The sequence below is a fragment of the Haloimpatiens myeolchijeotgali genome (assembly GCF_042688525.2).
Lineage (GTDB): Bacteria > Bacillota > Clostridia > Clostridiales > Clostridiaceae > Haloimpatiens.
The window spans coordinates 1,615,797-1,640,497 of the sequence record NZ_JBHWAB010000001.1 but is presented as its reverse complement, the minus strand read 5'-3'; the positions used below and the strand labels follow the sequence as shown (position 1 = coordinate 1,640,497).

The window sequence follows — 24,701 nt, the reverse complement described above, 5'->3', positions numbered from 1 at the left end:
GGGTACATTTTAAACTGAATGGGTTTGCTTTTATTAAATCTTTGTGTTTTATAGTTATTTTTATTTTCTCATTCATTACTCTTATCATAACCAATTTGCCAAAAGCACATGTCTAGCAATTTCATTTGTGAATATTCTACTCCATTTCTTGAAATTTCTTGCCTACACTTTTCAAACTGCTCATAATTAGCTATATAAAACTTAGCAAGATTATCTATTGATTTTTCATTAAAAATACTCCCAGCTACTTTATATGTTTTTATCCCTTTAACAAAAAATCTATCATATGCTGGCACACATCCAAATGTACCCATTAAAATTTTAGTAATTAAAATATCTGATACCTCTTTATGATCATCTATATTCTTACGATTATTTATATAAATATCTTTAAGCTCTTTTTTAGCTTCAAAAATAAGTTCTAAGTTTTCTCTGTCAATTAAATCACTGCATTTTATATTCCAAAGTGGCTTATATTTTTCTTTAAGTATTTCTAGAACTGCTTCATGATGAACTTTATAATCCTTTTGAAGAAGAAATGATGAACCTCTATACATTCCCCAGCTTGCAAGATAAAAAGCTAAATGTAAACACAATACCTCTACTATATTTTCATCCCCACCCTTGTTTTTATTTTCATTAAAATATTTAAAACAGTGTTCCCAAGATTTATACCTTCCATTCTTATCTTTAGAAATAACATTGTAATATTTTTTTATATTTTCAATAGCATATTTACCACTAATTTTATATTCCATATTTACTTTAACCTTCTCTACTTTTTTATTAAATTTCTCAATATTATATACTGATATATTTTCTATGTTACTTTTTATAAAAGAAACTTCTTGTCCTATTAAATTTAAGTTTTCAAGTTTATAACCTTGACTTATCCATGTAACAGGTAAATTATGAGTTTTAGACAAATACCAATAAGCCTCATAATTATAAGCAGAAGGACTTAGCGAAAATCCTAAAATTTGCTCAATCTCATCAAAAGTTAAAGATATTCTTTCCTCGGAACACACTTTAAAATAATTAGTTAATTGTAAAAACTTATCTCCTTTTGCCATTATACTTTCCCCCCATTTAAGGCATTGTTTATAATTATATTTTCAATATCTAATTATTTTAATCCCAATTCATCACATATATCCTTTGTTAATTTTGATAATGGTCTCTTTCCTAAATCTTCATCACATATATAATTAGAAACAACCATTTGTAATACCTCTTCTCTGCTGCTAAAAAGCTCTGGATATTGAGTGTACAGCTCGTCTATTCTGCTTTCATTGTAAATAATAGCCTTTTTAATAAGTTCTCTAACATAATCTTTATGAAAATTATATAACTCTTCAAGTTGAAAAGTGTCTATTGAATTTTGTATTTTCTTTCCTGTTTCACTTTCACAATCTTTAGGTTTAATTTCTATTTTAAAATTATCTGAATTTCCTAATAAATAGCTTATATCATATTCTTCTTTTTTTTGTGAAACATTATCCTTTTCGCATTCTTCATTTTTATTATCCTCACCTGTATAAAAACTGGTTTTAAACTTAGCCTCTTCATCAAACTCATTTTCGTAAGGATATAAATGAGGTAGTAAAAATGTATCTACAACATTCTTGAAACTAGAATTGCATGTATGGCAACTTGGTATAAAATTATATAATGATACAGCTAAAAAAGGATACTTAGATTTTGGATAAAAATGATCTATATCTGCCCTACACATCCCCTCTTTACCTATATAAGTATGAATATAATTTCTATTACAATAAGGACAAGTAGTTATATCTAATTCTTTTAATAAACTATATGCTCCCCAATCATCTCCCTCTTCTTTTCCTTCATCAGTAAATAATTTGTAGTTAAATATGTTTAATAAAATCTTTTGCATTTGAATAAATTCTTCATTACCATTATATTTAAATTTTATAAAAGTATTTTCATTAAAGTTACGAACTTGCTTTTCGGTTAAATTTATCTGATCTATTTTTAAATTAATATCATCTAATGTATCTACATAAATATTTAAAATGTCCTTATTTATTTTAAAATAATCTTTTATACAATTTTTAACCTTATTAAATTCATTAGAATTGTTTCTATCACTACATTTTATATTTTTCATTATTATTTTTTTATTTTTCAAAAATGATTTAACGCTTTGCTGTATCTGGCAACAAAATATTTTGGGGAATTTCTTTAATATATTTTCAGTTATGTATCTTATAGACTCTTTTTTATTTTCTTCATTAATTAATTTTCCTACTATAATAATTTTCAATATTTCTGGTTCAGATTGAGCATTAGTTTTATTTATGTAACTTAAAAATCTTTTAATTTCTATATCTGTTATCTTTTCTTCAATATCATATTTTTTAGTTTTTTCATTATATTTTTTATAATAAAACTCTTCTTCTTCTGCCTCTATACATCTTGTAATTGTTTTATTATAATTGTTCCAAAACCACTTCCAATGTTTTTCTTCTATTTTCTTCATTCTGCCTTCATTAACTCGTATCTTTATCATACCCCATCTCCAGCTTTCTCTTCTAATTCTCTAATCTTCTGCTCCAACAGTTTCATTATACCTTCAATATTATCCAGACCTTTTTCCTTTATAATTTCTTGTAATTTGCCTTTTTCCTGCTGTAATTTCTTTATCTCCAATTCATAGTCTTCTCTATCTTCCGGAAAAGTTGTCCTATATATTTCTTCTAATTTTCTTTTAATTAAGGGTTCTCCAATAATCTTGATAATATATTTTATCTTTTTTTTCATTTCTTCTATGCTAATTTCTTCATTTTCTTTACACCCCATATATTTTATATATTCTTCTTTAAATTCTGTTTTTCTAATCTTTGAATCATTAAATTGTTTGTACTTGTCCATAATTTTTAAAGAATCTTTTATATTTTGATTTGCAAACTCCCCTATAGTGTTTTGCAAAAAAAATGAATTAGTTAGTAACGTATGTATATTAGCACCAAAGGTTTGTTTAAAATTTTTGTTGTCGCACACCTTACATTGCTCATTTTCTTTCTCAAGAAATATGATATTTTCTTTAGGTAAATCTGATATTATATAAGAAGAGTTAGAAGTCATAATTACTTGAATATTATATTCTCTGAACACATTTTTTAAAAAATCTATTAAATAACTTATTAAGCCTCTTTGCCACTCAGGATGAAAATACAATTCAGGTTCATCCATTAAAATTATTAAGTTTTTACAACCTTCTTGTATTTTTTGCTTAGCATAATAAAATCTGGAGTACATATTTAATAACGCATTTTCTCCTGAACTTAACCTTTTTTTATCTCTAGCCCAGTATGTATTCAGCCACCCAACTTCTATAAAACATTTTGTATATACTTTTCCTACTTCTAACTCTACTATCAGTGAAGTTATTCTCTTTAAATTATTTTTAGATATCTTTTTTCTTATCATTTTAGTTAGTTTAATATTATTCTCAATTACTTCTATTTGTTTATCATAGTTTTCCAACATTAAAGAATAAATTTTAAATCCATCTGATTTTTGGAATTTTCCAAATTCATCTTTTAATTTTCTAAAAGTTTCTTTTAATTTTTTAAAAATCTCTATGCAGTAATCAAAATTTATCTTCGTTTGATTAGGCTTAAACTCATCCCAGTTTTTAATAACATCATTTTTAATTTTTTCGATTTCTTTTTCTTTATCACCAAATTGATTTTCTAAATTTTGTGCACTAATCCTATTTATTTTATCATATCTTAAATTTGGAAATAAAATTCTTCTATCCTCATATATTTCTTTGAAGAAATTATCAATACAGTTTCCGGAATACAATCTTTCAAACACTTCTTGAAAAGATTGTGATTTTAAAAGGTCGTACTCAAATTTACTATAAACTTTATCAAATATATATTTCTGGATTTTAGAAAAAAACTCACCATCATTTACTGAACCTTCTCTTTTTGTCAAAAGTACACTTTCATTAAGATTAATCTCTAATCTATTAGGAAACCACTTCATAAAATCATATGGCAATTTTATATTTTCAGTATTATATTTATCTAAAAATTCAAATTCTCTTTTGAACTCTTCATTTTCAAAAAGCTCAATGTCGCTTGTAAGTTGAAATGCACCTCTATTATCTCTTACATTTCTAATTAGTGAATTTGTTGATACATTAACATATTTGCTATGCCCTTGATTACTTATTGATGTATTTTTATCAAAAATATTAGAAAAGAATATTGTAGCTAAACTTTGAGGCAACACTATGTCTTCGCTATCACACTTATAATATACAGCATCCATATTATTATCAATAATAGGTTCAATATCATTTTTGTAATAAATCTTATATTTTTCTTCTTTTAAAATAACAACAAATCTATTTTTTATATAATTCCGTACATAAAAAAATTCATTTAAAAATTCTATTATTGTTGTTTTACCGTCTCCATTTTTGCCAACTATAGCAGTTATATTTGTTATATTATTTCCAAAAAAATTTTCAACTGCTGTTTTTTTGCTTATTTCTATCGAATTGTCTTTTTTATGGAAATTAACCTTATTTGAAAAATTAAATTCAGCATCTTTAAAAGCCTTATATTCTTCTAACCATACATAGCATAACTCAATCTTTTTATTCTCTAGACTATCCATTTTATTTTACCGCTCCTGTAATTTTTATAAAATTTTCACTCATTTCCTTTAATGATTGTTTAAATTTTTTCATTTTTAATTTTTTAACTTTTATTAATCTCTTTATGAATTTTTCCAATTTCGGTGTTCTATCCCCTCTATTTTTATAAACTATATTTTCAAACACATAAATAGCCTTTTCTAACACCCTAATCTCATCGTCTAATCTTTTTTGCTTTCTATAAATTACTGCTAATCTATCATACGGATGATTACCCTCAAAATTTTCTGCTATATTTTTTTCATATAAATCAATTGCTTTGCTTATTTCCCCACATTTTTCATATTCAATACCTTTCAAATTTCTATCAACTTGTATATCAAATTTATCCATAATCTTCAAACTCATCTCCTATTTAGTAATTTTGGGTAATTAGATTCTGTTTCTAATCTCACCTAAATTTTATGTTAATATTTTATTTTCATTTCTATATTCTTCTATCTATTATTATAGTAACACTTTCGTCTTAAATAAGATTTTATACTATATTTCAATGTTTTTCTATGTTATCCAATATATTGTTGTTATTTATTGTAAATTTTCTAAATTTATAAACCTATTATTATTTATATAAAAACAAAAACCCTGGATTACTCCAGGGTCAGGCCTGTAATATTACTCATCATCAAGAGGCTCACAGGAACTGTTATTATATATTATTCATCAATATGCTTTAAATTAACCTACATCTAAAATTTTTTCCCAATTAAATAGATTTAAAAGGTTTATTTTTCATATTTTTCTCCTAAAGCAAAAGGCCCATCTTGTTACGCATATAACACATTGTGTTACATAGGCTTGATGAGATCTATTAAAAACATTATATTTTACCTTTTATGTTTTTTAAAAACTCAATTTGATAATCTTTTTGTTCTAAAAATTTCTTTTTTTTATCATCAGATAAGCATAACTTTTCATCCTTGTTTAAAAATGCAAATCGTATTATAGTCATATCCGTAAAATCTATAGATTCCATTGCATTTTTTATATAAATTTTCCATCTTAGATTAAAATCAATATTATCTTCATAATCACAATAAAAAGTATTTTTGACATAAAGCTCATCATTCAAAGCTAGATATAATTCAGATATAATATCTAATAATAAAAAAATTCTTGTGTTATTATCCCTTAAAACTTCTGGTTCATCAACATTTTCCAAAAGATGTAGTGTTCTATTTCTATTAAACTCTCTTTTTAAACCCTTTTCAGAGCTTTTAAAATTAAGGTAAAATACTTTTTTAATCATAAAGTCAAAATATTTAATTTGATTACTTATCCACTTTTGAAACTTTGGATTGTGTTGTCTCTCACCATTCTTTTCTTTTAAATATTTAACTAAGTTTTTTTCAAAAACAAATGTACTAAAATCTCCATCTGTATTTACTGATTTTATTTCCTTATAGCTTTCAGCAGCCCATTCTCTTAATACTGCTTCGACAACAGGAACTAAACTTATATATGAACATATATAGTTACCAACCATCAAATCATATGTAGCACTTTCAATTACTTTCATAAAATCATTAAATATTTTTGATGGCTTAAATCTATATTCTATCTGATATGCTCTTTGCCATGGATTAGCAACCATTCTTAAAATTTCTCCTTGTACTCCTCCCCACGCTGGATCTGGTTTTTCTAAGCAATCTAATAACTCATGCACCTTATTTCCAGAAACACAAGGATACGGTGGAATCGTAAGTAATTTCCCTTTTAAATAATAATCAATTTTATCATAAGCTTCCCACAAATTCATAAAATCACCTTCCAATTCAAGCACATAACCAATTTTATAATAATTATTTTTTTATATACATCATCATCCTTAAATAATTCTAATTCATATCACCTTTTGCAATGGTACTTTCTTTTTAAATTCTAAACTCATTTTCTATTATCATAACAGTAATTCTAAACAAATAATTTGTTGCTGTAAAAGTCCTATTTAATCTATATCCTAAAAAATAAAAAGAAAACAAATTTATATATCATCTTAAAGATTCTTAAATATCCTTTTTCTATATCTTCCTCTAAGCAATGAATTAAATGTTCCACTTCTTTATTATGAGTCCATCCTTTATTTATTTTTATAACTAAATCATTACATATTCTATCTATTATAGGATAACATTCTCCTACTGTATAATAACCATGATTATCCTTTATACATTTTAAATTCATAAAATATCCATTAATTTATTTAACTTATGTTTAAATTATATCATAAGTTTTAATTTTTTGTTTTCTTATCCAAGTACTATTAAATAAGAGCTATAAGTTATGTACTTTTTTAAATCTATAAATAAATTTAGATTGTTTTACCATCTGTATATTTATGCCAAAAGTGCACATCCTAACCTAAAAAAATGCACCCACCTTACTAAAATACATAAGGTGGGTGCATCTTTAAAATTATATTTTCAAATTATATCTTCAAAACTTGCTTTTCAAGCACTTCATTTTCTCCAAAAAACACCAAAAGCCCTTGAAATCAAGGACTTTCTATTGTATCAATATTACAGTTTATATATGGTGGAGACGAGGGGATTTTATATCCTAATAAAAATATCTCTTGTTTCCTCCCCCCGTATCAAGAAACATATCCCCTTTTCACCATTCTCCAACCCCAGCTATACCAATACCTCTACCTGTGTTTCCTTTTAAGCCTTACTACCGTCTCCACATGAGGCGTATGGGCAAACATATCCATTATTTTAACTTTTTGGATAGTATATCCTTTTTCCGTTAACACCTTCAAATCATTAACCAAAGTTTTTGGGTTACATGATACATATACAATCTCTGGTGCATTGAACTTTATAACATAATCCAATGCCTTTGGATGAACACCTGGTCTTGGAGGGTCTAAAATAATTACATCTGGTTTTTCTCTTACTTCTTTTATTACCTTTGCAACGTCTCCAGCTATAAACTCACAGTTGTTTAATCCATTTAACTTTGCATTTTCATTTGCTGCTTCTACAGCTTCTTCTATAAGCTCTATACCAATAACTTTTTTAGCATTTCCCGCAACTATTTGACCTATTGTACCTGTTCCACAGTAAAGATCAAATACAACTTTATTGTTAGAATTTCCCAGGAAATCTTTAACTATTGAATATAGTTTTTCTGCTCCTTTTGAATTAGTTTGGAAAAATGAAAAAGGTTTTATCTTAAATTTAAGTCCTAATAAATCCTCTGTTATATATTCCTCACCATACAATACTTCTACTTTATCTGGTTGAACTACATCAGAAAGAGAATCATTGCATGTATGTATTATTCCTTTTAATGTATCCTTATAATCTAGTACCTTTAATATAGAAGCTAATTCACTTAAATCAAAATCTACTTGTGTAGTTGTAACTAAATTAATAAGTATTTCCCTTGTGTTTTTAGCTTTTCTTATTACTAAATTTCTCAAATATCCTTCATGACTTAGTATTCTGTAAAATGGCATTTGTTTTTCTCTAAAATATCTAACTACTACATCTAAGATCATTCTAAAGTCTTCATCTACTATTTGGCATCCTTCTACATTAACTACACTAAATGGAGAACCTTTTCTGTGCATACCTAAAGTTAACTCTCCACCTTTTTCAAAATCACCAAAAGTAAATTCCATTTTATTTCTATATTCAAAAATCTCTGGACTTTTTTCTATTCCTAAATATTCGAATCCACTTAAATCAGCATTTTCAAATAACTTTAATACTTGTTTTTCTTTCAATTCTAACTGTTTTTCATATGGAAGGAACTGATGGCTGCATCCTCCACACATACCAAAGTGTTTACATTTTGGATCTACAGCATAATCTACATTTTCAACTATTTCTACAACTCTACCTTCTATTTTAGAACTTCTCTTTTTAGTTATTCTTGCAAGTACCTTTTGACCCGGTACAGCTCCTTTTATCAATACCTTTCTACCCTCATACTCACCTACACCAAACCCAGGGAATTGAGTATCATTAATATCTATTACATATTCTTTTCCTTTTCTCATATGTTCTCCCACCTACTTCTTAATAACTTTTAAATTTTGTTAAATTTTTAATGAATTTTCTGTATAACTAATTGAATTTTATTCATATTGTGATATACTTTTATGGGCGTCTAAATAAATATATTCGCCTATTAATGTTAACAAATTATTTTTATTTTGTCTAATATAAAAATTCAAGAAAGGGCGATTTATTTATGAAAAAACTAATAGATTACGTAGACTTAATATTATTTTTAGTCTTAGTAACAATTAAGTTGTTAATATATGGGGATGTAATAAATCCTTACTTCCGAACATTAGGTGTATTAGGTCCTATATTCGCTTCCGTATTAGTAATTGCATCCTTTTCTCTATTATTCAAAAGAAAAGGTAGAGCTAGGTATTTATATATCTTTAATATAATAATCAGTGCTTTTATAATAGCTGATATAAATTATTTTAGATATTATAAAGACGTATTAACTATACCTGTTATTAGAAACGGTATTTTACTTGGCGCAGTAAATTCTGCAGTAAAAGATATTCTAAAACCTCAAGATTTATTATTGCTAACAGATATAATTCTTATTCCTATTGTTAAATCAATTTTAAAACATATGGAATATAAAAAGAAAACTTTCTCAAGAAAATTTAAACTTGAAAATAATATTTCATTTAAAAAACGTGCAATTTCTTTTGTGATTCTATTTGCAGTAGGTTTTATTTCAAATAAATACTATATTCATAAATTAAGAGTAGAGCAACCTAGATTAATTGAAGGAATGTATAACAAAATATATATATGTAACGCTATAGGTAACTTAAATTGTCATTTTCTTGACGTTTATAACTTTGTAAACAAAAGTTTCTTTGACAAAAAAGCAATTAATAATGAAAAACAAAAGGATATAAAAACTTATTTAACTAATAATACAAAACCTTCAGGTGATAAATTTAAAAACGTAGGTAAAGATAAAAACTTGATAATGATTCAAGTAGAAGCTCTTCAAGAATTTGTAATAAATCAAAAAATAGAAGGACAAGAAATTACTCCAAACTTAAATAGATGGTTAAAAAGAAGTTTATACTTTGATAACTATTATTATCAAGTAGCTGGAGGAAATACTTCTGATGCAGAGTTTATGTCACTAAACTCATTCTATCCAGCAACATCTGGTGCAGCATATTACATCTATAGTGGTGACGAGTATAATTCACTAGCTACTGAACTTAAAGATAAGAAGTATGATGCAGCAGCTTTTCACGGTTATAAAGAAGGTTTCTGGAATAGAAATGTTATGTACAGAAAAGAAGGCTTTGATAACTTCTATGGAGAAAATAGCTTTAATGTTGATGAAAAAATAGGTCTTGGTATAAGTGATGAATCTTTTCTTAATCAGTCTTTAGAAAAGATGAAAAAAATGAAAGAACCTTATTTTTCTTTCCTTGTTACTTTGACAAGCCATTTCCCATTTGAAGCTGTAGATAAATATGGTGAATTTAATGTAGGAAAATATGAAGATACATTTATTGGAAACTATTTAAAATCTATTCATTATACAGACAAGCAATTAGGAATGTTTTTAGATAAACTTGAAAAAAAAGGCATGCTTGATGATTCTATTGTAGTATTATACGGTGATCACTTTGCAATACCAAGAAATCACGCAAATGAACTTTATTCATTTGTAGGTGTAAATGGTGATACTGAATTTAACTGGATGAAATATCAAAAGGTTCCTCTTATGATTCGTTTTCCTAATGATGAAAATAAGGGAGTTAATCATGTAACTGCTGGTCAAATGGATTTATATCCTACTCTAGCTAATATGTTTGGTTTAAAGAACAAATATATGTTTGGTCGTGATATCTTTAATGTAGAGGATAGAATGGTTGTATTTAGAACAGGTTCTTTTATTGATGATAAGGTATTTTATTCTTCTTCTAATAGTAATTATTATGACTTAAAAGCTGGAGAGAAATTGAAAGAGACGGAAGAATTGAAAAAGAAAAAAGAGAATGCTATTAAGCAGCTTGATTATTCTGATACATTGCTTGATAATAATCTAATAAAGAGTTTTAATAAGGGTAACTAGAATTTTAAATAGGCATAATTCCTTTCAGGAATTATGCCTATTTTGTTTTGTTCAAAAAGGAATTCGTAATTAAAAAATAACTTTTTTCAAATTCGTAAGTATAAGAGTACGTAAATGTCGTTCAAAGATTCCTTTATCTTATACGCTTTTTATTTTCTGGCACTGTATACATTCTATATACAAACTACAAAGATTAAAGAAGAAATATAGATTTATTTATGAAATTGAATTATAATCTATGTATGCTTAGAAAAATTGAGAAAGATAAGGATCAAATATCTATATATTATGCAGAATATCATTAAAACAAATTCTACAAGTTCTTAGTTTTACGAATTTCAAAAGAGTTATTTTCTGATAATTCAACTTCCATAGAATAAAGATAACTCTTAACGTAAATAAATGATATATTGCGTAAAAACCATTTTAACAAATAATTAGTAATTCTTGCCCTAAAAATTTAATATTGCGTTAAGAAAAACTCATTGTTTGAGTGTAGCGAGTTTGAGTTTTTTAGCAATATTAAATTTTTAGGGCTTAGAATTACTTTATGAAGTTAAAGGTTTTATAGCAAGATATCATTTATGGTGGTTCAGATACATTATTCCCTGAGATAAGCTGATATTTTCAGAAAATCTCCTTTTGAATATGAGTAGGACTTAGAACTTGTTACTAAAGTGATATTCACTACTAATTAAAATAGATTGTGAGGAGATGACTATTTTGAAAATTATTCTTTTATGCATTGCTGGATTTGTCGCGGCATTTGTCGACTCCATTGCCGGAGGAGGTGGACTTATAACTGTACCTGCATACCTTTTAGCAGGGCTTAAACCTTCATTTGTACTTGGTACTAATAAATTTGGTGCTGCCTGTGGTTCATTTACAAGTTCATTAAAATTTGCAAAATCAGGCAAGGTTAACTTTAAACTTCTAGGTTTTCTAGTACCTTTTACTCTAATCGGTGCAGTGATTGGCGTTAACGTAGTTTTAAACATTAATGAAGCTGTGCTCAATATTCTTGTTTTAGTAATGATAATGTTTATCGGAATATACAGTATGTTTTCTAAAACCCTAGGCGTTGAAAATAAATTTAAAGGATTAAATAATAAAAACATTTTTTTAGGAATTATTTTAGCTCTTTTATTAGGATTTTATGATGGATTCTTTGGTCCTGGAACTGGATCATTTTTGATTTTTGGACTTATAGGGATTTTTGGATATGATTTTGTACATGCTGTAGGAAACGCTAGAATTTTAAATTTCATAAGTAATATTACTTCTTTAATTCTATTTGCTATAAACGGGAGAATTTTTTATACATATGCAATACCAGTATCAATCTTTATGATTTTAGGGGCAAGACTTGGTACAAAAGTAGCACTTAATAAAGGTTCAAAATTGATAAAACCTATTTTTGTTGTTATGTCATTAGCTGTGGCAGGTAAAATGTTATTTGGTCTTATAAGCTAAGTCCTCTAAGCTCTGATAAACAGCATTTTACTTCTGGAATAAAAGTACATATTACATAAAAAACTTTCACTTAGGTAAGAAATATTAACATAATATGTTCAAATGGGGGGAAATATCATGGACAAAACTCATGCAGTAATAATTGCTGTTATAATAGGAGTATGTATGGGACTACAAGCTCCTATTAATGCTTGTTTAGGTAAATACGTTAATGTGAAAAATGCAGCACTTCACAGTTTTATGACTAGTTTTTCTTTAATGCTGCTAGTTGTATTATTTACAGGTAATATAAAAGAATATGTGAATGTAACTAAGGCTAGCCCTATATATCTAATTGGCGGGGTATTGGGAATTATTATTGTATTTTTTTCAATAAAAATAGTACCTGTTTTAGGTACTGCATCAGCCTTTTCCATATTCGTTTCAATACAACTTATAACCGGAGCACTAATTAACCATTTTGGAATTTTAGGTATTGACCGTATACCAATTACTCCTGTAAAAATAATTGGAATTTTATTTTTAATTATTGGAGTAAACTTGGTTATTAAATAACCCTTAATATAAAATTTTCCGAAGCTTTGCTTCGGAAAATCATCCTTAACTGTCAACTGTTAACTGTCCTCTATCTTCTCTCCACCTTCCCCGTATCATATACACTTGCTATACTTCTAAAACCTAATTTTTGTAATTCTCTAATTACCGCATCCCTTATCTGTATAACATGCACTGGATCTTTATAATTAGTTACTATATTATCTCGTACATCCTCTGATAAATTTTCCACATCAGATGAAGTTAAAGGTGTATTTGCATCATCTGAAGCTCTAGCAATTGTAGTCATAACTTTACTTATATCGAAATTTTCAATTCTTCCATCTTTTTTTACTACTTTCATTTTCACGTCTCCTATCTAATTTTCTCAACTATATCCATAGTATATACTATTTTTAAATTTTTATATAAATAGCTCAACTTTTGCAATAAAAAATACTGTCTAGCGAAGGGAAATGATATATTGCGTAAGAAACATTTGAAAAAAATCATTTTTTACTTTACAATATTTTTTTTAATTCTTCAGTTTTATATTCTTTTAAGTACTTATTATTCATTTCATCTTTTAAAATAAGTTTAACATTATCCCCATTTACTTTTAAAACTTTTCCTTTTAATTTTGTACCAATTACATTAACAGATTTGCCAACCTTTAATTCTTTAACATTTTCTCCATTACAAAAATTACATTTAGATTCATCTTTAAAAACTCTTTTACAATCTAAACAATAATATAACTTGCTCATACAGTATCCCCCTTCCTGTATTAAACCTCTTAAGAAATTGTTATTATATATATACTTCTATCCCTTATTATTTTTTCCTTCTTATTTTTTAAAAATTTCGAAAATTTTAAATATAATCACAAAATTCCCGAAGCTTTGCTCCGGGAATTTATCCTTATTTATACTCTATTCTTTCTACTTTACACTTTATAAATTAGTCTTCACAATGTCCTTCATGTTCATGAGCATGACATACACTTCCAGTTGATTTAACTGTACCATTTAAATAACCAGCTACTGCATCGTCAGCATTACCTCTTACTCCTACTACTACTTCTATACCATTTTGATTAAATAAATCTTGAGCTGCAGCTCCCATACCGCCTGCTATTATTACATCTACCTTTTGATCTCTTAAAAATACTGGTAAAAATCCTGGTCTATGTCCTGGATTTGCAACTACTTCACTAGAAACTACTTTATTACCTTCTACATTGTACATTCTGAATGTATCACAATGACCAAAATGTCCACTTACTATATTTCCTTCACTTGCAACTGATATTTTCATATGAATTCCTCCTATTAATTATTAATGTCAATACTTTTTTTTATTTTTTTCCACATTTCTCTTACAGCTTTATTTGCAATACTTTCTTCATATGAAATTATTGGTTTTAATTCATTTATAGATTTCATTACCATATCATCATATGGTATTTCACCAACTACTTCATAATTATTTTTACTGCAAAATTCTTTTATATCATTTGTAACATCTACATTAATATCATATTTATTAACACATATTAATGGAGTTACTTTAAAATGATTACATACTCCAATTACCCTTTTCAAATCTTCCATCCCTGATATAGTTGGCTCTGTAACTATTACTGCATATTTGCAACCTGTAATAGAAGCAATAACTGGACACCCTATTCCCGGAGAACCATCTATTATAGTTAAAGTATTATCAGTTTCATACTCTTTTGCTTTTTTTCTAACCTTAGTTATAAGTTTTCCAGAGCCATCAGCTCCTATTTCCATTTGTGCTCTAGAAATTATACCCTTATCTGTTTTTGTAATAATTGTTTGTGCACCTTGTTCTGGCACTAATTTCAAAGCATTTACTGGACATACATATGTACAAGCTCCACAGCCTTCACATTTGTATTCATTTACCTCAAAATCTTTTATAGCATCAAATCTACATACTTCTTCACATCTTCCACATTCTACACATTTATCTTTATCTAAAAGAATTTTATTTCCAGTTATAAAAGGTTCTATTTTGATATTCTCTCCTTTTGAAAATAAATAAAGATTTGGCGCATCTACATCACAATCTGCTTTTATTACATTTGAAGCAAGTTCTGATAGTGCAAATGAAATTGTAGTTTTTCCTGTTCCACCTTTTCCACTTATAACTACTAGTTCCATTCTTTCACCACCTTCATTTCTTCAGCTATGTTTTGAAAAATTGTTTTAAATTTTTCATCTTCTACAAGCATCTTTCCTTTAGAATATATTGCAGCCACTTCTCTACTATAAGGAATGCTCCCTATTATTTGTATGCTATTTTCTCTGCAATAATGCCTTATTATATTTTCACTGCTTACTTCTTTATTTATTACTATTCCAAAAGGTATATTTAATTGCTGTACTAAACCTACAGCTAATTTTAAATCATGAAGTCCAAATTCAGTTGGCTCAGTTACTAAAATTGCCATATCTATCTTTTGAAGTGTATTTACTACATTACAAGATGTACCTGGAGAACAATCTATTATATTAAGTTCATCTTCTACATTACTTAATAATTTTTTTATAACAGGTACTGCCATGGGTTCCCCTATATTTAAAATACCTCTTTTACATTTTATATCTCCAGAAGTTCCCTCTTCCACTTTTCCAATACTTCTCTCTTGAAAACTTACTGCATCATAATCACAAGCAAACTTACATGCAGTACATCCATGACATAGTTTTTGAAAAAGCATTATATCTTCACCTACTCTGGCAAGTGCATTAAATTCACATGCTATAACACATTCACAACAATTAGTACACTTTTTATCATCAACTACTGGAAATATTACTTTAACATCTTCTTCTTTTGTAATTTCAGGTTTTAAAAATATAAATCCATTAGGTTCTTCCACATCACAATCTATATATGTAGCTTTGAGTATTTTAGCAAGATTAGTTGAAACTGTAGTTTTTCCTGTTCCACCTTTTCCACTAAGTATGCCTATATTCAATTTACATACTTCCTTTCATTATTTATTCATTCCTTGATGTGCTTTTCCTGGATTTTGAACCTGTGTTAATTTTCCATCTTCATAATCCTTAATTATTTGTTCTATTTTTTCTTCTTCAGCTTTAATCATTTTTATGTTTGCACCATCTAATATTCTAAATGCATTTGGTCCTATACTTCCACTTATAACAACTTCTACTTTTTCATTTACTACTTGTTGTGCAGCTGCAATACCAGCTCCTTGTGAAGCTGTTACACCTTCATTTTCTAAAACTTTTATTTTCTTACTTTCATTATCATATATTTGAAAATAAGGGCATCTTCCAAACCAAGTATCTAATAAATCACTTTTATTTTTTCCTTGAGCAGACATTAAAATTTTCATATTGTATACTCCTCCTACTCATTTTAATATTATGTTTTACAGGTATATGTTATTTACATTATACATCACCTTTTTATATTTGGCAAATACCCTTAACAATTTAATCTAATTATCCACCATTTTTCCTGAATCTCTTGTTTCAATTAACTCTTCTGGATAAGGTTCAAAAAAACTTTGATTTAAAAGTTCATGTATTTCAAATCTAACTACATATGATTTAATTACATATAAAGGTACAGTAAATGGTACGTGATGATTTTTATATTTTTCAATTGTATCCAAAATAAATTCCTTTTCTTTAAGACTTAACTTATCTAAAAAATATTCCATACTTTTCATTAATACTTTTATATTAGAAGTATATCTTGGCATTCTCACAAAAACTAAAGCTAAGTATTTTTCATATTCATTAAACATTTCTTCTTTATTTAAATTTTCTTTGTTATTTAAAACATTTTTTAAATTATTTAACTGTTTTTGATTATAAGACATAAATAAAAGCTGATTTCTATTGTGAAAATTAATCAATTCTTCAATTGACTTACTTCTTTTTATTTCTCTAAAACTTGCCATCAAATACAATTTAGTTAAAAAATGATGTCTTATAGTATAATCTCTTAATCTTCCATCGTCCTCTATAGGTAAATTGTAAAATAACTGTGATACTAAATCTCCAAAGATTCCTTTTCCTTTTTTAGAAGCTGATCCTCTTTCAATACTTTCATAAATTTTTACATCTTTTATACCACAAGAAGGTGACCTGCTTTTTAATATAAATCCATCAACTTCTCCTATATTTTTTAAAAATTCATTAGAAAATTCCATCATTTTTTCTGTATAATCATTATTACTTTTAGGTTGTAAAATTCTTATATTTTCTCCCTCTCTTACAAGTCTCAAAGTATCTCTTGGAGTTTCCAGCCCAATTGCTACTTCAGGACAAACAGTTTTATATTCAACATAGTCCTTTAATTTTTCAACAAAGCTATCATTTGACATCTGTCCATTATATCTACAAGCCTCAAATCCTAAGCATTTACTTACTGCAATAATTGGTTTCGCAAATTTCTCCATAAATATTCCTCCATTTTACTATTAATTATCATTAATATGTTTTACTAAGAATCTTTTATTTATGAATTAATACTTTATATTTAGCCTACATTGTACATGCTGTTCATTTGTGATATTATATTTTTTAGATTTTATTTTTACTAACAAGGAAGTGAAATTATGCAACTAAATAAACTTAAAGGAAATTCTTATTACATAAATGCCCCTACAAACATAGGAGTTTACACATTCAAAAACAAAAACTGCATACTCATAGACACAGGTATCAATAACTCCCAAGCAAAAAAAATCGATGAAGTTCTTACACAAAACAATCTTCATCCTAAATACATAATCAATACACACAGCCATACAGACCATTGTGGTGGAAATCTATATTTTCAAGATACCTATCCAGGCTGCACCGTATATGCTTCAAAAGATGAAAAAACATTGATGGAAAACACCAATATACAAGCATCCATTTTATTTTCTGGAAACCCACTAAAACCTTTAAAACCACATAAAGATTGTTTTAAAGTTGATTTAACTTTAGAAAATGGAATAAATAAAATTAACAATGATAAATTTGAAATAATTTCTTTAAAGGGTCATTCCATAGATCAAATAGGAATTATAACTCCAGAAAAAGTATGTTTTTTGGGAGATTCTATATTTAGTAATGAAATATTAGACAAGTATTCTTTTCCTTTTTTAAATAATATAGAAGAAAGTATCAATACATTAGAATATATTAAAGAAATAGATGCTGACTACTTCGTAATAAGTCACAGTGAAAAGATTTTAAATAAGGAGGATATTATTTCTCTAATAGACAGAAATTTAACTAATATTAATAATTACACTGAACAATTTTTAGAATTATTAGATCAGCCACTAAGTATAGAAGATCTTTTAGAAAATATCGCCATTTTAAATGATTTAGATTTGAACTTTAAACAGTATCATTTAAATTTCTCTGCTGTTTGTGCTTTTTTAACTTATCTATATGATAAAAAATTTATTAAATATTCTATAGAAAATGGTAGACTTTATTATTTCAAAAGCAACTAAAAAAAACATTATGTAAAATACAGAATTTAAAAGGGCTGTCGCATTAAGAAATTCACATACAATATATTTTTTAATTAGCACAATATATTGTAGTATTTACTCTTAGTGGGACAGCCTCTTCACTATCATATTACAAAAATTTAAAACTTAAAGTTTATTTTTTTTAGATTTTCTTTTAGATTTCTTTTTTGCTCTTAATGATTCGTTTATATGAAGTACATGATGTCTTGTTATTGGCATTAATATAATTCCTGCTACATTTTTTCTTCCCCAAAAATCTATTAACCAATTTGCATCTTCAACATCTAAGACAGCACCTTCATCTAATATACGCTGTAATTTATCTTTTTTGAATTTCCTTTTCATATCATCATATGTAAGGCTTTTTATAATTTCCCTTGTTTTTCTCCCTACTGCTATTCTATAGTTTCTTAACTCCTGCATATTAATATTTTTACTAAATTCAATTATTTCTTCTTCTGTCAGTGCATTTCCTGTATCGGTTATTTTAGAATTTATTTTTTCCTTCCAGTTTCCTGTATTCAATATCTGTTTATCCCCAGCAACTAATATATTCATTGTTATATCTTCTATTCTAGTAGAATGCCACATACCATATGCAATAGTACGTCCTTTTTCATTTGTTGCAGTTCTAAATGTATTTTCGTCTAATCCTTCAAATAATTCATCTTCAAATGTTTTTTTATCTATTCCTGACATACTAGAAGAATGAACCATTTCATGTAAACTTAAGCAAAGATTTTTACTTTCCTCAATTTTGTCTTTTTTTAAAATTATTGCCCTTAACTGTTTTATATCTTTATTCCAAGTCTTTAAATCCATTTTGTACCCCCCCATGTAACTGCTACAGGCTTCTCTACAAAGCGTATGGTGCGAATACCATTAGTGTTAGCATGGAATCAACTAATAAAAGCGGAGCAAACTTCGCTATAGGCATTGCATCAATATCATCCTCATAAAGCTTATACGCATATCCGTAACAAATAAAACTAAATACCAAATTAATAATTATGCCCACCATTGGTGAAGATAACACACTTGGCAAATAATAATAATAATTCTTGTACGATACTTGATACATGACCTTAGTTTTTATCAATGCCACAATAATACTAATAATTACAAACAATATCTTTCTATTTTTAGGTTTCATTTTATATTCAAGAAAACTCATTGCACCTATCAATAATATTGCAAAGAATATCCATTGAAGTCCAATAATAAATATATAAACAAAACTATATGCAAATCCCTGCATAGTATCTGTAAGTGCTATCTTCTTTTCAACAGGTTTCATTACATTATTCTTTTCTTTAAAAGCTTCATTAGTTGATGTCACAAATATATTGTGTTTTTCTATTGATGGTTCATAATCACAGTAAATAGCTACGTCCTTATAAATACTAGGAAGCATTGAAGCTTGTTTAGTTTTTGATATATATTCACCTAATTTTATTTTATTATTGCTTATACTAAATTGAAATATATCATTATATATTTTCTTTAATCCAAAACTTCTTGAACCACTTGCTAAAAATTTTGCTTCCTTACCATTGTTGACAGGAATAATCCCTTTTATAGAATGCACTCCATCTATCCTTAATTTTCTCGTTCTAACATTTTTACTACCATCTAAAGCAAAAGAAGTAATATCTACTTGAAAGCCACCTTTACCGCTTTTTTCAGTTAAAAAATATCCATATTTATCATCCGCACTAAAAGTATTTTTAGCTATAGATTGTCCTGCAATTGTAGCTATTGAACATGCTTCTTTTATATCTGTTACGTTTTTATGATCATAATAAAAATATTTCACCTTACTGTTATCATCCATAAAGGTTATTATGTATTTATCTTTATATTTTATTCCATTTACTAAGCTTGCATCTTTTATATTTAAAGTTTTTGTATTATTATTTGTAAAGTCAAAAATTTCAATCTTATCTTCATAAGTTTTTATTCTAATTTCATTTCCTATTTGAAATAATTCACTTACTATTGATGGTTTACTTTTCTCTATTATATTAAAATTCTTATCTAATTTAAAAGAATTCATTTCATTTCCTTTTACTTTCATTACTGTCCAATCTAAAACATAGGAATTATCTTTTAAATTAAAAAAACCTACATGATTTATAATCTCATTGTCAGTTTTAAAAGTTTTCTCTTTTAGTTTATTCCCTAATTTATCAAATTCTAATACTTTTAAATTTCCTCCATCATTTAAAGCTGCAACATATTTTCCATTATTCTCTTGTATAGTAGGAAAATCTGTTACTTTAGCAGAAGCTATTTTTTCACCTTTGCCCCATTTATTTGAAGGTGGTTCCTTGTTTATATTAAAATTAATATTATACTGAAAAATCAATATACCAATCATAATAAAAACAATTCCAAAATTGCATATACGTTTTGTTCTCTTCTTCATAGTTTGCCCCCTAAATTATAGAAATTTATAAAATATATTCATCATTTTATATTCAACAAAACTTGTTTATTTCCTTTATAATAATACTAAAAAGTCCTTATCAAAAATTAATAAGGACTTTTTGAACGACCTAACGTACTCTTATATTACCGAATTTTAAAAAAGTTATTTTTTAATTACTCAACTTTCGCAGTAAAAAAACACTGCTTAGCGAAGGTAAATGATATTTTGCGTAAAAACCATTTTAACAAATAATTAGTAATTCTTGCTCTAAAAATTTAATATTGCGTTAAAAAAACTCACTGTTTGAGTGTAACGAGTTTGAGTTTTTAGCAATATTAAATTTTTAGAGCTTAGAATTACTTTATGCAGTTAAACGGTTTTATAGCAAAATATCATTTATCGGAGTCCTCATTTATTGGTTTGTGCCTTTTATTAAACAGCTTTTTCTTTTAATTCTGTATATTCTTCCTTTTCAGGTACACAACTTTTCTTAGTACCAAACACTTTAAATATTTGTGATACTACCATTCCACCAACTATTCCACCTATTACAGCAAAAACTATAGCTAATAATACGTTTACAGGCGGATTAAATCCAAATGGTGCAAGAAGTCCTGGTATTGGTGACGCAGTTCCTGGTGCATTGTTTATAATTTTAAAATATGCTGCTGCAAGTCCAGCTAGTCCTCCACCTATGAAATCCGCAGAATAAATCGGTAATGCATTTGCCGTTACTATATCTGCTTGAGTTAAAGGTTCTAACATAACTGCTACTATATTGCTTGGATCCCCTAGTTTTAATCTTTTAAATATTATACCATTTGTAAAAGAACCACCTACACAAGCTATAGCTGCTATTCCCATAGCAAGACCTTTAAGTCCTAACATAGCTGTTACAGCCATAGAACTAAGTGGAGAAGTACATAATATCTTCATTATTCCACCTAATAAGAATCCCATAACTAATGGTGATTGTTCTGCTGCTACACTTATAACGTTTCCAATGTTAAGCAAAGTAGCATCAACTAAAGGTGTTGCTCCTATAGCAATTACTCTAGCTAGTGGCGCAATAAGTAAAGTTCCAAATATTATATTTACCCCTTCTGGTAACTTTTTTTCTAATTTAGGAGCAATCAAACTTACCAAATATCCTGCAATAAATCCTGGAAGTATACCTGTTCCTGCAACCGCTGCTCCTGTTGCTACAGCATAAATAGGATTAATTCCTACGCTTAAACCAACTAAAATTGCTGCTGCTGGTCCACTCATACCCCCTGCTGCACTACCAACTTCTCCTATAAATTTTAAGTTTAAAAAATTACCTCCTATATATTTGTGAATGGCTTCAACTAAAAAAGTAGCCACAGCCGCACCTGCTAATCCTGACATAGCTTTCTGCCCTTTAGGTGCTTTTAAACTAAATATTGAAAATAAAACAAGTGTTAAAATAAGTAATCCCATACCTTTAATAATAGTTATCAAAGTAATCCCTCCAAATAATACAGTATATAACTACCTATCCTTACACTTTTAAAAAGCATAACGTTTACACGAAAAAATAGATAGCCTTTTTCTGTTTATTCTTTCACAAACATTTTAACCTGCAGCTTTCAAAAAGTTTCAAAAAGTTTCAAAATGTCGTTCCAAATATTCTGATTTTTATTTCTTTTCACAGTAAAAGGCCATCCCTTGAATAAATTTCTTTAAATTAACTTTACCTCTATTATTACTTTTCCCCCTTACATAATCCATCTCTTTTTTTATTTGTTCAAAATTATACATACCGTTTGAATACTCTACAAAAACCTCATTCATATAATCTTCAATTCCTATATTAGCTAAATTCACCATACCTGTAGTAGCTGCTCTTCTTATTCTCTGCTCCATAGATTTAGGATTATCTGTAAATTTACTGCACAACTCTTTAATACTATAGTTACTCTTATCATTTTGAGGGTTTGTCAAAAAATCTACTACTTCTATTATATCTTCACTTCCATTTTCACCTAGTATACCTAATTTATTCATAACACTTTTTATCTTATCTGTGGTATTAGTTTTTTCTTTATTATAGTAATTATTGATTTGGGGAGGTTGAACATTTACATTTGCAAATACACGCTTTATCTCTTTAAGCATACGCTGCATTTCTATTTTTTCTTTAACTTTCTTAATTACAGTTTCTACTTCTACTGCATTAATAGGTTTATTTACATAGTATTCTACTCCCTTTTCATAAGCTCTAGCTATCATATCTTTTGACGTCACTTGTGAAATCATTATAAATTGTATTTTAGAAATATCATTTTTTATTTCTTTTACTAAAGATATTCCATCTTTTCCTGGCATTAATAAATCTACAAGTACAATATCTGGTGTAATTTTTTTTATTTCTTCTAAAGCATCTATTCCATTATCACAATATCCTATAATCGTTCCTAATTCTCTATCTTGTATAATTTTTTCTAATATTTTTATAACGCTTATATCATCCTCGACTATAAATATCTTCATTTTTATCCTCCTCTAACATACTCTTTGATATACATATCTCAAAACATGTTCCCGTCTTTTGTGTGGATTTGAGATTTATCTTACCTTTTAATACATTTTCTACAATGTCTTTTACTATACTAAGTCCCAAACCTCTATTTATTTCTCCAGTACCATAGTTAATTTTTGTTGAATATCCTGGTGAAAATACATACTTAAAATCTTCTTTCTTTATACCACATCCATTATCTTTGATATAAAAAATATGTTCTTTTTTAGTTTCTTTATGCTCAAATATTATTTCACCATCTTTACTTTCATCTATTGCATCTATAGAATTCATAATAATATTTCTGAATATAGACATAAGATAATAATGTTTATTAGTATAAAAATTTCTAGACATATAAAACTCTATATGTATATTTCTACCCAAATATTTAATTTCAGTTTTTATACTATTCTCTAAAATATTTGTTAAATCTTTAAAATACATTCCCTCATCTTTTAACTTATTTTTAGTTATTTCTTCTACACCACGAACAACTAATCCATATTCTTTTTTAATTTCATGTACGTCTTTAGCAATATTAACCGCTTTATCTGCCCAAAGTTCTTTATCTTTTTCTGTTGTAATATTCTCAAATAATTCATAAGCACTAGCCATTGTTTTTTCTAAATTATCCATTGTCTTTTTCATCCAATATGTTTCACTTTTTAAACTAGATGTCATTATAAGTAATTTTCTATATCTGTCTTCATGTTCTTCCTTTAATAAAAGCATTTTATAATATCTTACAAAATTCAGTATAATCCACACTATACTAGAACGTACAAAAGCTACTAAAAGTAACGCTGCTGTAATTTTATAATTGTGAGGCATAAAAATTATTTGCTTTTCTCTTATTAAGATTTCAATAAAATTTGCAAAATAATCACATGCTATCAAACATATAAATAGTTTGTTCAATTCTTTCTTTTGTACTTTCTTTAATACAAAATATAAAAAAACAGCATAAGAAATATAAAAAAACATTTCTGGAAAATAAAAATATACACCAGAATTAAAATTGCCAGTTCTTATTCCATGTACCAATACTCTTAAACCATATACTAAAACTGCCGTAATTAGTCCAATTTTAATAGAATTCATTTCTTCAAATAAAAACATAAATACAGCAAATAAACATATAGCTACTGCTACTCTAAAATTAGATATATATAAATCTAAATAAATTTGTGAAGCCAACACTACAATAGTAATAATAATTAACATTTTTTTTAACTTATTTTTATCTTTAATTTTTACTTTAGTAAACCACATATGATTCCTCCTTTGCAGTGCATAGAAAATTAATTAATATTTCAACTTTCGCAGTAAAAAAATACTGTCTAGCGAAGGAAAATGATATATTGCGTAAGAAACGTTTGAACAAAGTTTA

The 24,701-nt window shown here is 27.0% G+C and carries 23 protein-coding genes; 4 read left to right on the top strand and 19 right to left on the bottom strand.

Annotation, left to right across the window (positions count from 1 at the left end):
* Positions 1–68 precede the first annotated feature (68 nt).
* From ACFIJ5_RS07400 to rlmD, 7 genes are all read right to left on the bottom strand, one after another.
* Positions 69–1,073: a DUF7662 domain-containing protein gene (locus tag ACFIJ5_RS07400; RefSeq protein ID WP_379805610.1), complete on the bottom strand. Its 1,005-nt coding sequence runs from the start codon at positions 1,071–1,073 to the stop codon at positions 69–71.
* Between the two features lie 53 nt (positions 1,074–1,126).
* Positions 1,127–2,536, bottom strand: coding sequence for a hypothetical protein (locus ACFIJ5_RS07395; protein ID WP_379805608.1), 1,410 nt, complete (start codon positions 2,534–2,536; stop codon positions 1,127–1,129).
* On the bottom strand, positions 2,533–4,662 hold the full coding sequence (locus tag ACFIJ5_RS07390; protein WP_379805606.1) for an AAA family ATPase: 2,130 nt from the start codon (positions 4,660–4,662) through the stop codon (positions 2,533–2,535). The genes ACFIJ5_RS07395 and ACFIJ5_RS07390 overlap by 4 nt, the downstream gene beginning before the upstream one ends.
* Before the next feature lies 1 nt (position 4,663).
* A complete protein-coding gene (locus ACFIJ5_RS07385; protein ID WP_379805604.1) occupies positions 4,664–5,035 on the bottom strand; it encodes a tetratricopeptide repeat protein in 372 nt (123 codons plus the stop codon).
* A 487-nt stretch (positions 5,036–5,522) separates the two neighbouring features.
* Entirely contained in the window at positions 5,523–6,461 is a 939-nt protein-coding gene (locus tag ACFIJ5_RS07380) for a hypothetical protein (protein WP_379805602.1), read from the bottom strand.
* A 194-nt stretch (positions 6,462–6,655) separates the two neighbouring features.
* Positions 6,656–6,886 (bottom strand): hypothetical protein, encoded by a 231-nt coding sequence (locus tag ACFIJ5_RS07375; protein ID WP_379805600.1) that lies wholly within the window; start codon positions 6,884–6,886, stop codon positions 6,656–6,658.
* Between the two features lie 463 nt (positions 6,887–7,349).
* Entirely contained in the window at positions 7,350–8,711 is a 1,362-nt protein-coding gene (gene rlmD / locus ACFIJ5_RS07370; protein WP_379805598.1) for a 23S rRNA (uracil(1939)-C(5))-methyltransferase RlmD, read from the bottom strand.
* Between the two features lie 194 nt (positions 8,712–8,905).
* On the opposite strand from rlmD, the gene ACFIJ5_RS07365 reads away from it, so the two are divergent.
* The 3 genes from ACFIJ5_RS07365 to ACFIJ5_RS07355 all read left to right on the top strand — a co-directional run bounded on the left by ACFIJ5_RS07365 (position 8,906) and on the right by ACFIJ5_RS07355 (position 12,814).
* Entirely contained in the window at positions 8,906–10,786 is a 1,881-nt protein-coding gene (locus tag ACFIJ5_RS07365) for an LTA synthase family protein (RefSeq protein WP_379805596.1), read from the top strand.
* A gap of 720 nt (positions 10,787–11,506) precedes the next feature.
* Complete coding sequence (locus ACFIJ5_RS07360) at positions 11,507–12,259, top strand: TSUP family transporter (protein WP_379809566.1); 753 nt, start codon at positions 11,507–11,509, stop codon at positions 12,257–12,259.
* 117 nt (positions 12,260–12,376) lie between these two features.
* Entirely contained in the window at positions 12,377–12,814 is a 438-nt protein-coding gene (locus ACFIJ5_RS07355; RefSeq protein ID WP_379805594.1) for a DMT family transporter, read from the top strand.
* A 70-nt stretch (positions 12,815–12,884) separates the two neighbouring features.
* On the opposite strand, the gene ACFIJ5_RS07350 is transcribed toward ACFIJ5_RS07355, so the two are convergent.
* From ACFIJ5_RS07350 to ACFIJ5_RS07320, 7 genes are all read right to left on the bottom strand, one after another.
* Complete coding sequence (locus tag ACFIJ5_RS07350; protein WP_379805592.1) at positions 12,885–13,157, bottom strand: ATP cone domain-containing protein; 273 nt, start codon at positions 13,155–13,157, stop codon at positions 12,885–12,887.
* A gap of 157 nt (positions 13,158–13,314) precedes the next feature.
* Complete coding sequence (locus ACFIJ5_RS07345) at positions 13,315–13,560, bottom strand: hypothetical protein (protein WP_379805590.1); 246 nt, start codon at positions 13,558–13,560, stop codon at positions 13,315–13,317.
* A 193-nt stretch (positions 13,561–13,753) separates the two neighbouring features.
* Positions 13,754–14,110, bottom strand: a complete 357-nt coding sequence (locus tag ACFIJ5_RS07340; RefSeq protein ID WP_379805588.1) for a NifB/NifX family molybdenum-iron cluster-binding protein — start codon at positions 14,108–14,110, stop codon at positions 13,754–13,756.
* A 14-nt stretch (positions 14,111–14,124) separates the two neighbouring features.
* On the bottom strand, positions 14,125–14,982 hold the full coding sequence (locus ACFIJ5_RS07335; RefSeq protein ID WP_379805586.1) for an ATP-binding protein: 858 nt from the start codon (positions 14,980–14,982) through the stop codon (positions 14,125–14,127).
* Complete coding sequence (locus ACFIJ5_RS07330; protein ID WP_379805584.1) at positions 14,973–15,803, bottom strand: P-loop NTPase; 831 nt, start codon at positions 15,801–15,803, stop codon at positions 14,973–14,975. Before ACFIJ5_RS07330 ends, ACFIJ5_RS07335 begins: the two co-directional genes overlap by 10 nt.
* Before the next feature lie 18 nt (positions 15,804–15,821).
* On the bottom strand, positions 15,822–16,187 hold the full coding sequence (locus ACFIJ5_RS07325; protein WP_379805582.1) for a NifB/NifX family molybdenum-iron cluster-binding protein: 366 nt from the start codon (positions 16,185–16,187) through the stop codon (positions 15,822–15,824).
* A gap of 105 nt (positions 16,188–16,292) precedes the next feature.
* Positions 16,293–17,261, bottom strand: a complete 969-nt coding sequence (locus ACFIJ5_RS07320) for a YbgA family protein (RefSeq protein WP_379805580.1) — start codon at positions 17,259–17,261, stop codon at positions 16,293–16,295.
* Between the two features lie 159 nt (positions 17,262–17,420).
* Between ACFIJ5_RS07320 and ACFIJ5_RS07315 the strand changes: the two genes are divergently transcribed.
* Positions 17,421–18,314 carry an MBL fold metallo-hydrolase gene (locus ACFIJ5_RS07315; RefSeq protein ID WP_379805578.1) on the top strand — a complete coding sequence of 298 codons (894 nt, stop codon included), beginning with the start codon at positions 17,421–17,423 and terminating at the stop codon, positions 18,312–18,314.
* A 147-nt stretch (positions 18,315–18,461) separates the two neighbouring features.
* Here the strand turns inward: ACFIJ5_RS07315 and ACFIJ5_RS07310 are convergent, their stop codons facing one another.
* From ACFIJ5_RS07310 to ACFIJ5_RS07290, 5 genes are all read right to left on the bottom strand, one after another.
* The gene (locus tag ACFIJ5_RS07310; protein WP_379805576.1) at positions 18,462–19,157 is read right to left on the bottom strand and encodes a DinB family protein; all 696 of its coding nucleotides are present in this window, start codon (positions 19,155–19,157) and stop codon (positions 18,462–18,464) included.
* 34 nt (positions 19,158–19,191) lie between these two features.
* Positions 19,192–20,763, bottom strand: coding sequence for a hypothetical protein (locus tag ACFIJ5_RS07305; protein WP_379805574.1), 1,572 nt, complete (start codon positions 20,761–20,763; stop codon positions 19,192–19,194).
* A gap of 435 nt (positions 20,764–21,198) precedes the next feature.
* Entirely contained in the window at positions 21,199–22,245 is a 1,047-nt protein-coding gene (locus ACFIJ5_RS07300; RefSeq protein ID WP_379809565.1) for a PTS sugar transporter subunit IIC, read from the bottom strand.
* A 180-nt stretch (positions 22,246–22,425) separates the two neighbouring features.
* Positions 22,426–23,280 carry a response regulator gene (locus ACFIJ5_RS07295; RefSeq protein WP_379805572.1) on the bottom strand — a complete coding sequence of 285 codons (855 nt, stop codon included), beginning with the start codon at positions 23,278–23,280 and terminating at the stop codon, positions 22,426–22,428.
* Entirely contained in the window at positions 23,255–24,583 is a 1,329-nt protein-coding gene (locus ACFIJ5_RS07290) for an ATP-binding protein (protein WP_379805570.1), read from the bottom strand. The genes ACFIJ5_RS07295 and ACFIJ5_RS07290 overlap by 26 nt, the downstream gene beginning before the upstream one ends.
* Positions 24,584–24,701: the final 118 nt, after the last annotated feature.

Excerpts from the sequence above, each read along its gene's own strand:
- ACFIJ5_RS07400 (WP_379805610.1), bottom strand. The coding sequence starts at position 1,073 with ATGGCAAAAGGAGATAAGTTTTTACAATTAACTAATTATTTTAAAGTG.
- ACFIJ5_RS07395 (WP_379805608.1), bottom strand. The coding sequence starts at position 2,536 with ATGATAAAGATACGAGTTAATGAAGGCAGAATGAAGAAAATAGAAGAA.
- ACFIJ5_RS07390 (WP_379805606.1), bottom strand. The coding sequence starts at position 4,662 with ATGGATAGTCTAGAGAATAAAAAGATTGAGTTATGCTATGTATGGTTA.
- ACFIJ5_RS07385 (WP_379805604.1), bottom strand. The coding sequence starts at position 5,035 with ATGGATAAATTTGATATACAAGTTGATAGAAATTTGAAAGGTATTGAA.
- ACFIJ5_RS07380 (WP_379805602.1), bottom strand. The coding sequence starts at position 6,461 with ATGAATTTGTGGGAAGCTTATGATAAAATTGATTATTATTTAAAAGGG.
- ACFIJ5_RS07375 (WP_379805600.1), bottom strand. The coding sequence starts at position 6,886 with ATGAATTTAAAATGTATAAAGGATAATCATGGTTATTATACAGTAGGA.
- rlmD (WP_379805598.1), bottom strand. The coding sequence starts at position 8,711 with ATGAGAAAAGGAAAAGAATATGTAATAGATATTAATGATACTCAATTC.
- ACFIJ5_RS07365 (WP_379805596.1), top strand. The coding sequence starts at position 8,906 with ATGAAAAAACTAATAGATTACGTAGACTTAATATTATTTTTAGTCTTA.
- ACFIJ5_RS07355 (WP_379805594.1), top strand. The coding sequence starts at position 12,377 with ATGGACAAAACTCATGCAGTAATAATTGCTGTTATAATAGGAGTATGT.
- ACFIJ5_RS07350 (WP_379805592.1), bottom strand. The coding sequence starts at position 13,157 with ATGAAAGTAGTAAAAAAAGATGGAAGAATTGAAAATTTCGATATAAGT.
- ACFIJ5_RS07345 (WP_379805590.1), bottom strand. The coding sequence starts at position 13,560 with ATGAGCAAGTTATATTATTGTTTAGATTGTAAAAGAGTTTTTAAAGAT.
- ACFIJ5_RS07340 (WP_379805588.1), bottom strand. The coding sequence starts at position 14,110 with ATGAAAATATCAGTTGCAAGTGAAGGAAATATAGTAAGTGGACATTTT.
- ACFIJ5_RS07335 (WP_379805586.1), bottom strand. The coding sequence starts at position 14,982 with ATGGAACTAGTAGTTATAAGTGGAAAAGGTGGAACAGGAAAAACTACA.
- ACFIJ5_RS07325 (WP_379805582.1), bottom strand. The coding sequence starts at position 16,187 with ATGAAAATTTTAATGTCTGCTCAAGGAAAAAATAAAAGTGATTTATTA.
- ACFIJ5_RS07320 (WP_379805580.1), bottom strand. The coding sequence starts at position 17,261 with ATGGAGAAATTTGCGAAACCAATTATTGCAGTAAGTAAATGCTTAGGA.
- ACFIJ5_RS07315 (WP_379805578.1), top strand. The coding sequence starts at position 17,421 with ATGCAACTAAATAAACTTAAAGGAAATTCTTATTACATAAATGCCCCT.
- ACFIJ5_RS07310 (WP_379805576.1), bottom strand. The coding sequence starts at position 19,157 with ATGGATTTAAAGACTTGGAATAAAGATATAAAACAGTTAAGGGCAATA.
- ACFIJ5_RS07305 (WP_379805574.1), bottom strand. The coding sequence starts at position 20,763 with ATGAAGAAGAGAACAAAACGTATATGCAATTTTGGAATTGTTTTTATT.
- ACFIJ5_RS07295 (WP_379805572.1), bottom strand. The coding sequence starts at position 23,280 with ATGAAGATATTTATAGTCGAGGATGATATAAGCGTTATAAAAATATTA.
- ACFIJ5_RS07290 (WP_379805570.1), bottom strand. The coding sequence starts at position 24,583 with ATGTGGTTTACTAAAGTAAAAATTAAAGATAAAAATAAGTTAAAAAAA.